Origin of the sequence: Hyphomicrobium album, assembly GCF_009708035.1 — a bacterium.
Classification (GTDB): Bacteria; Pseudomonadota; Alphaproteobacteria; order Rhizobiales; family Hyphomicrobiaceae; genus Hyphomicrobium_A; species Hyphomicrobium_A album.
Window position 1 is genome coordinate 2,127,460 of record NZ_WMBQ01000001.1, and the last position, 12,891, is coordinate 2,140,350.

Here is a 12,891-nt window from a genome sequence, read left to right on the forward strand (position 1 = left end):
CCCGACGAGCCCGGCTCCTGATTGCGATCCACGGCAACAGCAATGGAGCCGGCATCGGATCCGGCGCGGTAGAGCGTAGGGCAAATCAGATGTTGGCGGCAAGATAAGCAAGGAGCCGGGTGCTAGACGGGCGGTGAGTGGGGTTGAGGGCATTGCCGTGGCGTCGTCAGCTCTCAATTTGGCTAGGACTACTGTCCACCGCGTCCATTTTGGAACCCGCTCAGTGCGACACGTGACGCGTAACCGTTCAGGAATAGGTGTCTAGCAGAGCGCTGTAGGCGTCTCTCAGGCCCTCCCGCAAACCGATGCGCGGGCGCCAACCGAGCGCGCGCAACTTGTCGCCGCTCATGAGCTTGCGCGGCGTGCCGTCGGGCTTCGAAAGATCGTTAGTGATCTCGCCCTTGAAACCCACGACGTCACAAACGACGCGCGCCAGCTCGCCAATCGTCAGGTCCTCTCCCGATCCGACATTGATGTGCTCGTCGTCCGAGTAGCGCTGCATGATCAGCACCAGGGCGTCGGCGCAGTCGTTGACGTGCAGGAATTCCCGCCGCGGCGTGCCGCTGCCCCAGATCACCATCTCCTTGTCGCCCCGCTCATTGGCCTCGTGCGCCTTGCGGATCAGCGCCGGAATGACGTGACTCGAAGTGAGATCGTAGTTGTCGCCCGGGCCGTAGAGATTGGTCGGCATGGCGGAGACGAAATCGCGACCGTGCTGCTTGCGATAGGCCTGGCACAACTTGATGCCGGCTATCTTGGCGATTGCATACCACTCGTTAGTCGGCTCGAGCGGACCGGTGAGCAGTGCATCCTCGGCAATGGGCTGCGGCGCGAGCTTCGGATAAATGCAGGACGACCCCAGGAACAAGAGTTTCTCGACGGGCGCTTCAAAGGCCGCGTGGATGATGTTGGCCTCGATCATCAGGTTGTCGTAGAGGAAATCCGCCGGATGAGTGTCGTTGGCGAGAATGCCCCCGACCTTGGCGGCGGCAACGAACACGGCGTCGGGCGCGTTTGCCTTCATCCACCGCTCGACGTCCCCCTGGCGGCGCAGATCCGCGTCGCTCCGGTCGGCGACGAGGATCTCACAGCCCTCGCCGGCAAGGCGCCGGACCAGGGCCGCACCGACCATGCCCCGATGCCCTGCCACCCATACGCGCTTGCCCTTTAGACTGTAGTCGCCGGTGTCTTTGCCTTCACCTTGCATCAGCGCGCCGTCGGGTCGTTGCGCGGCTTTTCGAACTCTATAGCGCGCAAATCGCTCTCAACCATCTCGACCACCAGCTCGTCGAACGTCGTCTTGGCCTCCCAGCCGAGCTTGGTTCTGGCCTTCGTGGCATCGCCGAGCAGCAGGTCCACCTCCGTCGGCCGGAAGTAGTTGGGATCGACGGCCACGAGGACTTTGCCACTCTTCTCGTCCACGCCCACCTCGTCGACGCCCTCGCCGCGCCAGACGATGCGCCGGTCGACGCAGGCGAACGCGCGCTCGACGAACTCGCGCACCGAACGTGTTTCTCCCGTCGCCAGCACGTAGTCATCAGGCTCGGGCTGCTGCAGGATCATCCACATGCCTTCGACGAAATCCCGCGCATGCCCCCAGTCGCGTTTGGCATTGAGATTGCCGAGGTAGAGCCGCTCCTGGCGCCCGCGCTCGATGGCGGCGACGGCGCGCGTGATCTTGCGGGTCACGAACGTCTCGCCGCGCATGGGACCCTCGTGATTGAAGAGGATGCCGTTCGCGGCGTAGATGCCGTAGGCTTCGCGATAGTTCACGGTGATCCAGTACGCATAGAGCTTGGCGACACCGTAGGGAGAGCGCGGGTAGAAGGGCGTCGACTCCCGCTGCGGCGTTTCCTGCACCTTGCCGTAGAGTTCCGACGTCGACGCCTGATAAAAGCGCGTCTTGCCCTCGAGCTTCAGGATGCGGATCGCCTCGAGCAGCCGCAGCGTCCCCAGCGCGTCGGAGTTGGCCGTGTATTCCGGCGTCTCGAAACTCACCTGCACGTGGCTCTGAGCGGCGAGGTTATAGAGCTCGTCCGGCTGGATCTCCTGGATGAGCCGAATGAGGTTGGTGGCGTCCGTCAGATCGCCGTAATGCATGAAGAAGCGGGTCGCGTGCTCATGCGGATCGACATACAGGTCATCGACGCGCGCGGTGTTGAACGACGATGAGCGGCGCTTTACGCCATGCACGACGTAGCCCTTGTCGAGCAGCAGCCGCGCTAGGTGCGCGCCATCTTGGCCCGTGACACCGGTAATTAGGGCTATTTTCTGGGGCAAGCTCGGTCCTCGCAAGCGACGATTCCCGCCACACATACTTGCCAGACCCCCAGGTGCGCAACCGCTATGCCGCTATCCGGCCACAAGGAACATGCTGGCCCGGAACCGCCCAGAGGGCCGATGCCCAAAAGCCCGCCCGGAACCGCAACCGGCCCGTGCCTCACCCGCCCGCACACCGACTGAGATCACCGCCTAGACGTTTATTGAGAGGTTGCGACGCGGCGTTGAGCGGAGACGATCCGATCGACGGCAACTTGACGATGTTGTTTAGCCTGGACCGACTATCGTAGTAAAACCCAGTCGCACCACACATCAGGCCGAAAGAATTCCTAACGTGTCCAAGCTCTACGCCAGCTCGATCCACAAAGCAGGGATAAGGCCAGGCGATACCGTGCTCGTAGTTTGCGGCGGTCCCTATGATCGGGCCGTCCTGTTGAACGCAGGCATCGACAACGCCGTCATCTCAAATGTTGATTTCCATGACGACGTCACGGACTACAAGCCTTTCGAATGGCAACGGCAGGATGCTGAAGCGCTGACGCTCGCTGATGCCTGCTTTGATTGGTGCGTAGTCCACGCCGGCCTTCACCATTGTGCGAGCCCTCACCGCGCTCTGTGTGAAATGATGCGCGTGGCCCGAAAAGGCGTCGTGGTTATTGAATCTCGCGATAGCGCATTGTTGCGTTTCACTGCACGCCTTGGATTAGCGGCGACCTATGAGCTTGAGCCGGCTGCTCTCAGCGATGGCCGGTATGGCGGATATCGCAATACCCACATCCCCAACTACGTTTTTCGGTGGACGGAGCGCGAGGTTGAGAAGACGGTGCGCGCTTACGCTCCGCACGAGAAGCCGGTCATCGAATACTCTTACGGCTATGCGATTCCCTTGCAGCGGCTCTCAATGTCAAAACGACCTTTCTTGAGGTTGCTTGGACAGATCGCCGCTTTAGCCACCGGCTTCGCCGAAGTCGTGTTCCCCCGACAGGGCAACCTGTTTTCGTTCGTAATCAGGAGGGGAGGAGAATTGCAGCCTTGGTTGCGCACGGCAGCAGACGGCCCACAAGTGGATATGGACTTCATCCTCAGGATATACGACCCCGCCAAGTATAGTCGCCCGCCGGCAAAGGTTGGTGGCGACCCCACACAAGGGGACTAGACCGCACGCTACCCTTCCTGCAATCGGCGATCCCGGGCCGCCGTCCCCACTCGTCAACTGCTCGTCCACGCCGCGGCGAGATCATCCTGTCGCAAGTTGGCCGCAAATTTCTTGGCCTATCCGCTCAATACGAGTTTTGATTGGGGAAGGGATGGGCAGATTTCATTCATGTGCGCAACGAGGCGGGTGCAGGCTTGCACTCCTTGCGGTGCTTCTTCTCTTCGCCAATGGGGCATCGCTTGCCCGCGACCTGAAGATCCTGCCCGACAGTGTCGAGGCCCACTACCGCATCGACTTTACTGTTCTTGGCAATATCGGAAAGTTTCACTTCAAGTCGGATCTGTCCGACGGCAGATACACGCTCAACGCCGACGCGAAGGTGAGCGCGACTGTCTTCAGTTACAAAGCCCAAATGACCAGTGCCGGCATGTTAAGGGCTGACAGCGTCCTGCCTTCTGCCCATTCCTACGGCTACAAGCAGAAGGCGCTGCTTGGAAAGAAAAAGCAGAGAACCACGAACATCGCCTTCAATGCGACTGGCGCAAGCGAGGTGACGTTCGTGCCGCCCGACGCGCCATCAAGCCGGGCGGTGCCGGTTCTTCCGGCTCACCTACGCGATGTACTCGACCCGCTGAGTGCGGTGATGTCACTGTCGCTCGGCAACCTAGCCAAGCCGTGCGACCGGCGCTTGGCGATCTACGACGGCAAGCAACGGTTCGATGTCGTTTTCACTCCGCTGCGCCGCGCCGGCTCCGACCACGTCTGCCGCGTGCGCCTGGTACCGATCTCGGGTCACAAGCCCGGCGAGGGACCCGCCTCGGTCGTCACCGGCACGATCGAGCTCGTCATGCGACCGGTCCCCAAGGCCAACGTCGTCATTCCTTTGCGCGTGACGGTGCCAACCACCGTAGGTACAGCTGTGCTCGGTGCCGAACAGATCGCTATCACGATGCCGAACCAGCCGCGCTACACCCTGTCCGGGATTTAGCTCCGCGACGGATTACCTTGGAACGAATAGCAGCATGTCCGTTCTCTGCCGTCCCAATAAGGCATCGCGCGGACCCACCGGAAGCACCTCGCACCGGCTCTTGTTTTGGTGGTCGGTGAGAAGGAGGGCGTCGTAGCCATGATCGAAAATCAGCTGGGCGACGTCTTGCCGGCGCATTCCGAACCGCTGCTTCTCGTCCTTGTGGAGCTCGAGCAGGATGAAGGGACGCGCTGAGCGAAGAGTATCGTGTGCCCCGCGCAGCACTTTGCCCTCATAACCCTCGACATCGATCTTGATAATATCGGGCAGTCGGCGAGATCGCTTCGTAAAGCCATCGATGCTTATTACAGGCATCCACACTGTCGAAAGACCCCGGCTTCGATCGTTGCGAAGCCAGAACTTCGCTCGCCGCCACCAGGCTTCCTCGTACTGTAGGGGCAGAGGCTGCTCCTCGAATAACAAACTCCGAGCGAGCCAGACCTGGACGCTTTCTGCATCCCTGTCGCTGACACTGGCCAGGTTCAAATTGATGCGCGGAGCAAATTGATCATTCTCCATTGCGCGCCGCATGGCAGCAGCCGCAGTGGGGCGCATCTCGAAGGCATCAACTTGCGGCGCTGAACCACGGTACGACGCGGCAACGCGCGAGAAGTAGCCATCGCTGGCGCCGATATCAAAGCAGCTTGTGGGCCGAAGGCGCTTGAGCAGGTAGTCAAGAACGAGCGTCGATGTCTCTTCGTAGAATGCGGTGCCCGTCTTCCGCGAGGGCGAGGGCGGGCATTCGAACGGAACGTGTCCTGGGATCACCAGATAGGTCCGGCCGCGGTCGACGACAAAACTCAGGGTCGTCTCGCGGAGGTGGCTAGCGAGATCCGCCTGAAGTTCTGACAAACACGGCCGACAAAGCTCTTGCGCGGTTGTCGTCATGAACCCCCGTTACCGAGGAACTGTGAAGATTCGAGGGCTTATGCGATCAGCGTGTCATTGGGTTCCAGGTCGCAGATTTCCGGCAGCCTCCGCCAACGGGCCCGCGTCAAGGCTGACGCGCCGTGGAACCCAGCCACGCTCCAGATCTTTCCCTTCGTGCTGCACTTAGAGCAGCCTAGACCGTCCCAACGTAGGCCCGATGGTTACGGGGTAAGGTGAAGGAGTCCTTGCTTCACGCTCATCGCGTCTCGTCCGGCGCCCGGTGATACACGTCGTCCGAGCGGATGATGTCGTCCTCACCGAGGTAGCTGCCGATCTGCACCTCGATCATCTCCAGCGGCACCTTTCCAGGGTTCTCCAGCCGGTGCCATTGCGTCGCGGTGATGTAGACGCTCTCGTTCTCCTGCACGAGCTTCTCCTCACCGCTGATGGTCACCTTGGCCGTTCCCCTTACCACGACCCAGTGCTCGGAGCGGTGATGGTGCATTTGCATGGAGAGCTGGCCGCCCGGCTTGACGTGCAGCAGCTTGACCTGGAAGCGCGACCCGGTGCCGAGCTGCTCGAAGAAACCCCAAGGCCGATAGCTCTTGATGTGCTGCGCATACTCCTTGCGGTTGAGCTCCTTGAGCCGCGTCACGAGGGCCGAGACGTCCTGCGCCCGGTTCTGGTCGGCGACCAGTAGGGCATCCGGCGTGTCGACGATGACGAGGCCATTCAATCCGATGGTGGCGACGAGCGATCGCTCGCTATGCACCAGGCAGTTCTCGGTATCGATGAGGATGGCGTCGCCCTCGACGGCGTTGAGCTTCTCATCGCGCGGCGCGCTTTCCCAAAGCGACGACCAGGATCCCACGTCGCTCCAACCGACGTCGATGGGCATCATCGCCGCCTTGCCGGTCTTCTCCATCACCGCGTAGTCGATGGAAATATTCGGCGAGCGCGCGAACGCGTCGCGGTCGAGGCGCAGGAAGCCCAGGTCCTCCTGCGCATCGCTCAACGCGGCGCGTGCAGCAGCCAGGATCTCCGGCGCCAACTGCTCCAGCTCGTTGAGGAACGTGCGCGCGTGCAGCACGAAGATGCCGCTATTCCAGAAATAGTTGCCGTCGGCGAGGTAGGATTGCGCCGTGGCCTTGTCGGGCTTCTCGAAGAACGCGTCGACGGCATAGCCGCCCGCTGGCCCATCGAGCCCGGCGCCGCGACGGATATAACCGTAGCCGGTATGCGGGCTGGTCGGTGCGATGCCGAACAGCACGAGCTTCCCCGTTGCCGCCACCGCTGCCGCGCGCTCCAGAGCGGCGACGAAATTCTGCGTGTCCTTGACGATGTGGTCCGATGGCATCACGGCGATGATGGCGTCGGGCGATTTTGCGACTGCCGTGAGCGCCGCGACGGCAACTGCCGCGGCGGTGTTGCGTGCTACCGGCTCGAGAATGATCGCTTCGGGCGCGATGGCCGCGCGCGACAGCTCCTCGCGCACCAGAAAGCGATGATCGTTGTTGCAGATGACGACGGGTGGCGAGAAGGCGCTACCGTCGATCCTGAGCAGGGAAGCTGCGAGCAGGCTACCCTTGCCGTTGAAGAACTTGATGAACTGCTTGGGATACATGCTCCGCGACAGCGGCCATAGCCGCGTGCCGGAACCACCTGACAGAATTACGGGAATTATCGAACGAGTCATGTTGGCAGTTTAGTCGCCCCGCCGGGTGCCGCAAGGCTGCGGTTGTGGACTGGTTTCCAGTCGACCCGCCCATTCCGACCCCGCTACTCGAGGGCGACGGTGCCTTTGTCGACATTAACGCGCAGCTTCAAGGGCGCGCCTGGGGCAGAATCCGCCGCCTCGTTGAACACTCGCGTGGGAATGGTGAGCAGCAACCCCTTCTGGGCATCGTCCTCGGTCGTCGTCTCGTCGAGCTGTACGGAGGCAACGCCAACGATGGCGAGGCATTGGTTACCACCCGTCTCGTCAGACATGTCGGGAATGACGAGGGCGACACCGGCGGCACAACACACCGGCTCGACGGTATCCACCGCGTAGAGGCTGATCTTGCCGTCCTTGTAGGTCTTGCTGTTGCTGGCGACCGGCGCAATGAGCTCGGTCAGCCCGATGTGGGCGTCGTCGCAGCTCTTGATCTCGAGTGCCGCCGCCTGTTGCGCCCAGAAGACGGCAGCCATGAGCGCGCCTGCGCGCAGCAGCCGCAAACCTAATGTCGGACGGATCATGCGCTGGCTGCCGCCGGCTCCTTGGCCTCGACCTTCGGGGCGTTGCGCGCACTCACTCGTGACATGACCTCGTCGGTCAACGCCCGCACCGCCGTCCCGACCTGCCCTGGATACTTCGCGAGATAGCTGCGCTCGTAGCCCTGGTAATTGGCGGCGTCTTGCAGGGCCGGCATGCGCGGGATGGCCTGCGCGAAGCAGGCGTTCTCGGCGTTGGCCTGTAGCCAGCGGTGATATTCCTCGTCGGAGGCGGAGTTCGCCTCCTTCATGTTGACGATGACGCCGAGGTTCTCGGCAAACCCCATCTCCGGGTTGAGACCCTTGAACCGGCGAAACACTTCCAGGCCGCAGACCGACACATAGTCGGCCTTGGTCGGCGAGATGTGGAAATCCGCCTCGCGCAGCCAGCATTCGGTGAGCACCGACAGCCCGGGTGGGCAGTCGATGAGCACGACATCGAACACGCGGCGCACGCCCGTGAGCAGCTCGCCGATCACCTCGCGCAGCCGTGCGTGCAGGTTCTCCTTGGAGACCTCGCGTTCCAGCAGCGTGAGTTGCATATCGCTCGGCAGCAGGAACAGCGAGCGGGAGTCGTCGACGTCGGAAACATTGCGGACGATGAACTTCGGCCAGTCGATCGTCTGGCCCTTGAGCACCCGGCCGTGCAGGTAATCGACGATCGTCGCCCCTTCGGACTGCAGCTTGTAGAGACTCGACACGCTCATCAGCATGCTCGACACGCTGGCCTGCGCGTCGCTGTCGATCACGAGCACATTCTTGCCGTGGTAGGCCGAGATCGTCTCGGCGAGCGCCAGCACCAGCGTCGACTTGCCGACGCCACCCTTGGTGTTCATGACGGCGATTGAATTGCGCATATCAGCTTGGACTTCCCCACCGGCCCATCGGTCCTCGTCCTAAGGACCCGACTCCCTGCATGGCGCGGGAATATGGCAACCATGGGATCGCGCCACAATCGCGCTTGGCGACGCACGCAAATTTGCGACGAATAGTATCCGACCGTAAACCGGCCGCGGGGAGGCGACTTGCTCCCGCCTTCAACAAACAATAGGACAAAGGCGTGTTTGGTCCCCCTGGAGGCCTTTCCGTCATGGCTCACGCGTCGGCGCTTCGCTTCGTTCGCCCCCTGTCCGCGATCCTGCTCGCAACCGTATCGCTTGCCCTCGCAGGTTGCGGCATAAATACCATCCCCACCTATGAGCAGAACGCCAAGGCGGCGTGGTCGGAGGTGTTGAACCAGTACAAGCGCCGCTCGGACCTCATCCCGAACCTCGTCGAGACCGTCAAAGGTTTCGCCGACCAGGAAAAGACCGTGCTGACCGAGGTGGTCGAGGCGCGCGCCAAGGCAACGCAGGTGCAGGCGAACGTGCCGGCGGACATCCTCACCAATCCGGAAGCGATGCAGAAATTCCAGGACGCGCAGAACCAACTCGGGGGCGCGCTCGGGCGGCTGCTCGCGGTGGTCGAGCGCTACCCGGATATCAAGTCCGGCCAGAACTTCCTCGCCCTGCAAAGTCAGATCGAAGGCACGGAGAACCGCATCGCCATAGCGCGGCGCGACTACATCCAATCCGTACGCGCCTATAACACCGAAATCACCACCTTCCCCGGCCGCATCTGGCGCGCCGTGATGTATCCGTCGGCCAAGGAAATGGCGACGTTCGACATCGCCGCGGAAGAAATGAAGGCGCCCAAAGTCGATTTCGGCACCAAGCAGTAACGCCGCTCCCTAGAGGAGACGCTCGATGTCGGCCCGATGCGCTTTGCCATTGAGCTGGGCGCCGCGCGCGGCCGCAGCATTGTGCCTTGTTCTCGTGGGCGTCGTCGTTGCCGCAGCGGCGGCAACGGCCGAGCCGACCTTTCCGGTGCTGACCAACCGCATCACCGACCAGGCCGGTCTGTTGAGCGCCGAGGACTACACTGCCATCCAGGCCGAGCTCACCGCGCTCGAGCAAAAGTCGACGGATCAATTCGCCGTCGTCACCGTCAAGTCGCTCGACGGCTATCCGATCGAAAACTACGGCTATCAGCTCGGCCGCAAATGGGGCATCGGCCAGGAAGGCAAGAACAACGGCATCCTGCTGATCGTGGCGCCGAACGAGCGCAAGGTGCGCATCGAGGTCGGGCGCGGCCTGGAGCCGATCATGACCGACGCCATGTCGAGCTTGATCATCCACAACGCCATCATGCCGGAGTTCCGCAAGGGCGATTATTCGGCCGGAATCCGCGCCGGTGTACGTGACATCAAGGATGTGCTGCTCGGCGACGCCGAGGAGGTGAAGGAACGGGCGCGGGTGCACGAGCAGGGCCTCGACACCTGGTCGATCATCCTCATCATCTTCTGGGTTTGCGTCGTCCTGTTCGTCCTTTTCGCCGTCGTCCAGTCCATCAACAACCAGCCGCAAGCGGTCGCCGGGCGGCGCCGACGCGGCAGCGGTCCCGTCGTCGTGCCGAGCGACTATGGCGGTTGGGGCGGCGGGTGGTCAGGCGATAGCGGCGGCGGTGGCGGCTGGTCGGGCGGCGGTGGCGATTTCGGCGGCGGCGGGTCGTCGGGGAGCTGGTGATGGGTAAGGTCACACAATTTTCGCGGGAGACACGGGCATGAGGCTGTTCTCGCCGGGCGACGAGCAACGCATCTCCGCGGCCATTGCCGATGCCGAAAAGAGGACGTCGGGTGAGATCGTCGTTGTCGTCGCCGCCCAGAGTGACGGCTACCACTACGTGCCGCCGCTGGTCGCCGCGATCGTGAGCCTGCTCGTGCCGTGGATCCTGATCTTTTTCACCGCCCTCGGTCTGGTCGAGATCTACCTCATCCAGCTTGCCGTTTTCGCCATCGTCACAGCCCTGCTGATGCCGGCGTCGGTGCGCACCGCCCTGGTGCCGCCCTCCATTAAGCATTTGCATGCGCGGCGTCGGGCGCTCGAGCAGTTCCTCGTGCAGAACCTGCACACCACCGCCGGCCGCACCGGCGTGCTGCTGTTCGTCTCGGTGGCCGAGCGCCACGCGGAGATTGTCGCCGACAAAGCCATTAACGAACTCGTGGCCCAGGGCACCTGGAAGGCGATCATCGACGGCCTCACCGCTGCCATCGGTCAGGGCAAGGCAACGGAAGGGTTTGTCGTCGCGATCGGGGCCATTGGCACCGCACTGGCCCAGCATTTTCCGCCGGGGGCGCACGACCCCAACGAGCTGCCCGATCACCTGATTATCCTGCCTTAGGCCGGCCGTTTGCTCCGCCGGCCAACGCCGTCGCAAGCCCGGCTATTTTTCCGTGCTATAGGGGCTCGCTCCGGGACGAGGATGGGGAAATCACCGTGGATATGGCTACGACCGCTCAGCAGGCGCCGATCGCCCGCGCACCGCTCTCCGCCCGCGTCTCCTGGATGCTGTTCGACTGGTCAGTGCAGCCCTTCTACACGCTGATCCTGACGTTCCTCTTTGCCCCCTACTTCGCCAACATCGTCGTCGGCAACGGTCCGAAGGGCCAGTCCATGTGGGGCTTCGGCGCCGCCGTGGCCGGCGTCCTGATCGCCGTCGGCAGCCCCTTCCTCGGCGCCTTTGCCGACGGGCGCGGCCAGCGCAAGCCGTGGATCGCGCTGTTCTCGGTGATCCTAGCAGCCGCCATGGCATCGCTGTGGATCGCCACGCCGTCGGCGCCACCCTCCACGATCTACCTCGTGCTCTTGGCCTTTGTCATCGCCACGGTGTGCGCGGAATATACGGCGGTCTTCACCAACGCCATCATGCCGAGCCTCGTACCCCACAGCGAGCTCGGGCGGCTGTCGGGCGCCGGCTGGGCGTGCGGCTACTTCGGCGGCCTGGCGAGCCTGTTCCTCGTGGCCGGCCTGATTGTGCCGATGGGCGACAGCGGCCAAACGATGTTCGGCCTCTCGCCGCTGCTGACGCTCGACACGACCGCCCGCGAGGGCGACCGCATCGTCGGCCCGCTGTCGGCCGTCTGGTACCTCGTGTTCATGATCCCGTTCTTCCTGTTCGTGCCGGACGTCCAGAAAAAGCGGGCGCACGACGCGCGTCCGGCGACGGCGGAGCTGTGGGACACGGTGCGCTCGCTGCCGCAGAACCGCGACATGCTGCTCTTCCTGATCGCGCGGATGATCTATACCGACGGGCTCACCGCCATCTTCACGTTCGGCGGCATCTACGGTGCCTCGGTATTCGGCTGGGGGCCGCTCGAACTCGGTCTGTTCGGCATCGTCCTGACGCTCGTTGGCGCGTTCGGCGCGCTGATCGGCGGCGTGCTCGATGACCGCATCAGCGCCAAGTTCGTCATCGTTTCGGCGCTTGCCGTACTGCTCGTCGGAGCGCTCGGCATTCTCTCCGTCGACGGCTCGCACGTCTTGTTCTTCTTCGACGTGGACCCGAAAGCGCCCGGCTCCTCGCCGTTCTCGTCGGCCGGCGAGCGCGTGTTCCTCGCCTTCGCCATCGTCGTCGGCCTCGTTTCGGCGCCGGTGCAGGCGTCCAGTCGCTCGCTCCTTGCGCGCCTCGCCCCGCCCGATAAGATCACGCAATACTTCGGACTATTCGCGTTCTCCGGAAAGGTTACGGCCTTCCTCGCTCCCCTCCTCGTTGCGCTGGTCACAGCGGTAACGCAGAGTCAGCGCCTCGGAATGGCGGCGATTATCCTATTCCTCATTACCGGCATCGCGCTGATGTCGCCCGTGCGCGTGCCGAGCCGCGACGCCTAACGTCCGAGGCCTAGTCCCGGACGACCTCGCCCCCCATGTTTTCGGGCAAGGCACCAACAGGAGTGATTGCCGATGAACCGCATGCTTCCCCTGATGGCAGCGTTGTTGCTGCCTGCGGCCGCCGTCGCCGAGGAGAGGACCACCGCGGCCGCCGATCCACCGGCGCTCGCCGCACCCGAGCCGCCCGCCCCGCCGCCGCGTACCGCGAGCGAGGTAATCGACGACGCCAAGGACGCCACCAACGCCGCCATCGAGGCCGCCAAAGAGGCGATCCTCAAGGCCATCGACGAGGCGAAGGAAAATACCAACGCCAAGCTGGACCAGGGCAAGAAGGCGAGCGAGGACGCCCTCGACAAGGCGCAGGATGCAACCAGCCTGCTCGACAAGGCAGCCCAGGCAGCGCGCGACGTGCTCGATAAGGCCAAGCAGGCGACGTCGGAAGTGTTCGACAAGGCCAAGGAAGCGGCGAACGAGCTCAAGCAGAGCCAAAAGTCGACCGACGCAGCGCCGCCTCCGAGCGACGCCGCCCCAAACGACAAGGGCCCGCGCGATACGCGCGAGCCCCAGCCGGAGTCAAAGTGGCACTAACGGCCTAGTGC

Annotated in this window: 13 protein-coding genes; 7 read left to right on the top strand and 6 right to left on the bottom strand. The window is 63.3% G+C overall.

From position 1 onward, the window contains the following. Positions 1-247: 247 nt before the first annotated feature. A complete protein-coding gene (fcl, locus tag GIW81_RS10105; protein ID WP_154739069.1) occupies positions 248-1,207 on the bottom strand; it encodes a GDP-L-fucose synthase in 960 nt (319 codons plus the stop codon). Continuing rightward, positions 1,207-2,280: a GDP-mannose 4,6-dehydratase gene (gene gmd, locus GIW81_RS10110; protein ID WP_407658173.1), complete on the bottom strand. Its 1,074-nt coding sequence runs from the start codon at positions 2,278-2,280 to the stop codon at positions 1,207-1,209. The genes fcl and gmd overlap by 1 nt, the downstream gene beginning before the upstream one ends. A 334-nt stretch (positions 2,281-2,614) precedes the next feature. On the opposite strand from gmd, the gene GIW81_RS10115 reads away from it, so the two are divergent. Both GIW81_RS10115 and GIW81_RS10120 read left to right on the top strand, forming a co-directional pair. After that, positions 2,615-3,436, top strand: a complete 822-nt coding sequence (locus GIW81_RS10115) for a class I SAM-dependent methyltransferase (RefSeq protein ID WP_154739071.1) — start codon at positions 2,615-2,617, stop codon at positions 3,434-3,436. Positions 3,437-3,644: 208 nt separating this feature from the next. Next, positions 3,645-4,424 (top strand): DUF3108 domain-containing protein, encoded by a 780-nt coding sequence (locus GIW81_RS10120; protein WP_210251925.1) that lies wholly within the window; start codon positions 3,645-3,647, stop codon positions 4,422-4,424. 12 nt (positions 4,425-4,436) lie between these two features. Here the strand turns inward: GIW81_RS10120 and GIW81_RS10125 are convergent, their stop codons facing one another. The 4 genes from GIW81_RS10125 to GIW81_RS10140 all read right to left on the bottom strand — a co-directional run bounded on the left by GIW81_RS10125 (position 4,437) and on the right by GIW81_RS10140 (position 8,443). Then, on the bottom strand, positions 4,437-5,351 hold the full coding sequence (locus GIW81_RS10125; protein WP_154739073.1) for an FkbM family methyltransferase: 915 nt from the start codon (positions 5,349-5,351) through the stop codon (positions 4,437-4,439). A 238-nt stretch (positions 5,352-5,589) separates the two neighbouring features. Further along, complete coding sequence (locus GIW81_RS10130) at positions 5,590-7,029, bottom strand: mannose-1-phosphate guanylyltransferase/mannose-6-phosphate isomerase (protein ID WP_154739074.1); 1,440 nt, start codon at positions 7,027-7,029, stop codon at positions 5,590-5,592. Between the two features lie 83 nt (positions 7,030-7,112). After that, the gene (locus tag GIW81_RS10135) at positions 7,113-7,571 is read right to left on the bottom strand and encodes a hypothetical protein (protein WP_154739075.1); all 459 of its coding nucleotides are present in this window, start codon (positions 7,569-7,571) and stop codon (positions 7,113-7,115) included. After that, positions 7,568-8,443, bottom strand: coding sequence for a ParA family protein (locus GIW81_RS10140; protein WP_154739076.1), 876 nt, complete (start codon positions 8,441-8,443; stop codon positions 7,568-7,570). The genes GIW81_RS10135 and GIW81_RS10140 overlap by 4 nt, the downstream gene beginning before the upstream one ends. A gap of 233 nt (positions 8,444-8,676) precedes the next feature. Between GIW81_RS10140 and GIW81_RS10145 the strand changes: the two genes are divergently transcribed. The 5 genes from GIW81_RS10145 to GIW81_RS10165 all read left to right on the top strand — a co-directional run bounded on the left by GIW81_RS10145 (position 8,677) and on the right by GIW81_RS10165 (position 12,880). Then, positions 8,677-9,306, top strand: a complete 630-nt coding sequence (locus tag GIW81_RS10145; RefSeq protein WP_154739077.1) for a LemA family protein — start codon at positions 8,677-8,679, stop codon at positions 9,304-9,306. A 25-nt stretch (positions 9,307-9,331) separates the two neighbouring features. After that, positions 9,332-10,150: a TPM domain-containing protein gene (locus GIW81_RS10150; protein ID WP_154739078.1), complete on the top strand. Its 819-nt coding sequence runs from the start codon at positions 9,332-9,334 to the stop codon at positions 10,148-10,150. Positions 10,151-10,187: 37 nt separating this feature from the next. After that, positions 10,188-10,805 carry a TPM domain-containing protein gene (locus GIW81_RS10155; RefSeq protein WP_154739079.1) on the top strand — a complete coding sequence of 206 codons (618 nt, stop codon included), beginning with the start codon at positions 10,188-10,190 and terminating at the stop codon, positions 10,803-10,805. A gap of 101 nt (positions 10,806-10,906) precedes the next feature. Further along, positions 10,907-12,292: an MFS transporter gene (locus tag GIW81_RS10160; RefSeq protein WP_154739080.1), complete on the top strand. Its 1,386-nt coding sequence runs from the start codon at positions 10,907-10,909 to the stop codon at positions 12,290-12,292. Between the two features lie 72 nt (positions 12,293-12,364). Beyond that, on the top strand, positions 12,365-12,880 hold the full coding sequence (locus tag GIW81_RS10165) for a hypothetical protein (RefSeq protein WP_154739081.1): 516 nt from the start codon (positions 12,365-12,367) through the stop codon (positions 12,878-12,880). The last annotated feature ends 11 nt before the right edge of the window (positions 12,881-12,891 follow it).

What these genes read in the sequence shown, in the direction of transcription:
- fcl (WP_154739069.1), bottom strand. Translation starts at nt 1,207, where the DNA reads ATGCAAGGTGAAGGCAAAGACACCGGCGACTACAGTCTAAAGGGCAAG.
- GIW81_RS10125 (WP_154739073.1), bottom strand. Translation starts at nt 5,351, where the DNA reads ATGACGACAACCGCGCAAGAGCTTTGTCGGCCGTGTTTGTCAGAACTT.
- GIW81_RS10130 (WP_154739074.1), bottom strand. Translation starts at nt 7,029, where the DNA reads ATGACTCGTTCGATAATTCCCGTAATTCTGTCAGGTGGTTCCGGCACG.
- GIW81_RS10135 (WP_154739075.1), bottom strand. Translation starts at nt 7,571, where the DNA reads ATGATCCGTCCGACATTAGGTTTGCGGCTGCTGCGCGCAGGCGCGCTC.
- GIW81_RS10140 (WP_154739076.1), bottom strand. Translation starts at nt 8,443, where the DNA reads ATGCGCAATTCAATCGCCGTCATGAACACCAAGGGTGGCGTCGGCAAG.
- GIW81_RS10145 (WP_154739077.1), top strand. Translation starts at nt 8,677, where the DNA reads ATGGCTCACGCGTCGGCGCTTCGCTTCGTTCGCCCCCTGTCCGCGATC.
- GIW81_RS10150 (WP_154739078.1), top strand. Translation starts at nt 9,332, where the DNA reads ATGTCGGCCCGATGCGCTTTGCCATTGAGCTGGGCGCCGCGCGCGGCC.
- GIW81_RS10155 (WP_154739079.1), top strand. Translation starts at nt 10,188, where the DNA reads ATGAGGCTGTTCTCGCCGGGCGACGAGCAACGCATCTCCGCGGCCATT.
- GIW81_RS10160 (WP_154739080.1), top strand. Translation starts at nt 10,907, where the DNA reads ATGGCTACGACCGCTCAGCAGGCGCCGATCGCCCGCGCACCGCTCTCC.
- GIW81_RS10165 (WP_154739081.1), top strand. Translation starts at nt 12,365, where the DNA reads ATGAACCGCATGCTTCCCCTGATGGCAGCGTTGTTGCTGCCTGCGGCC.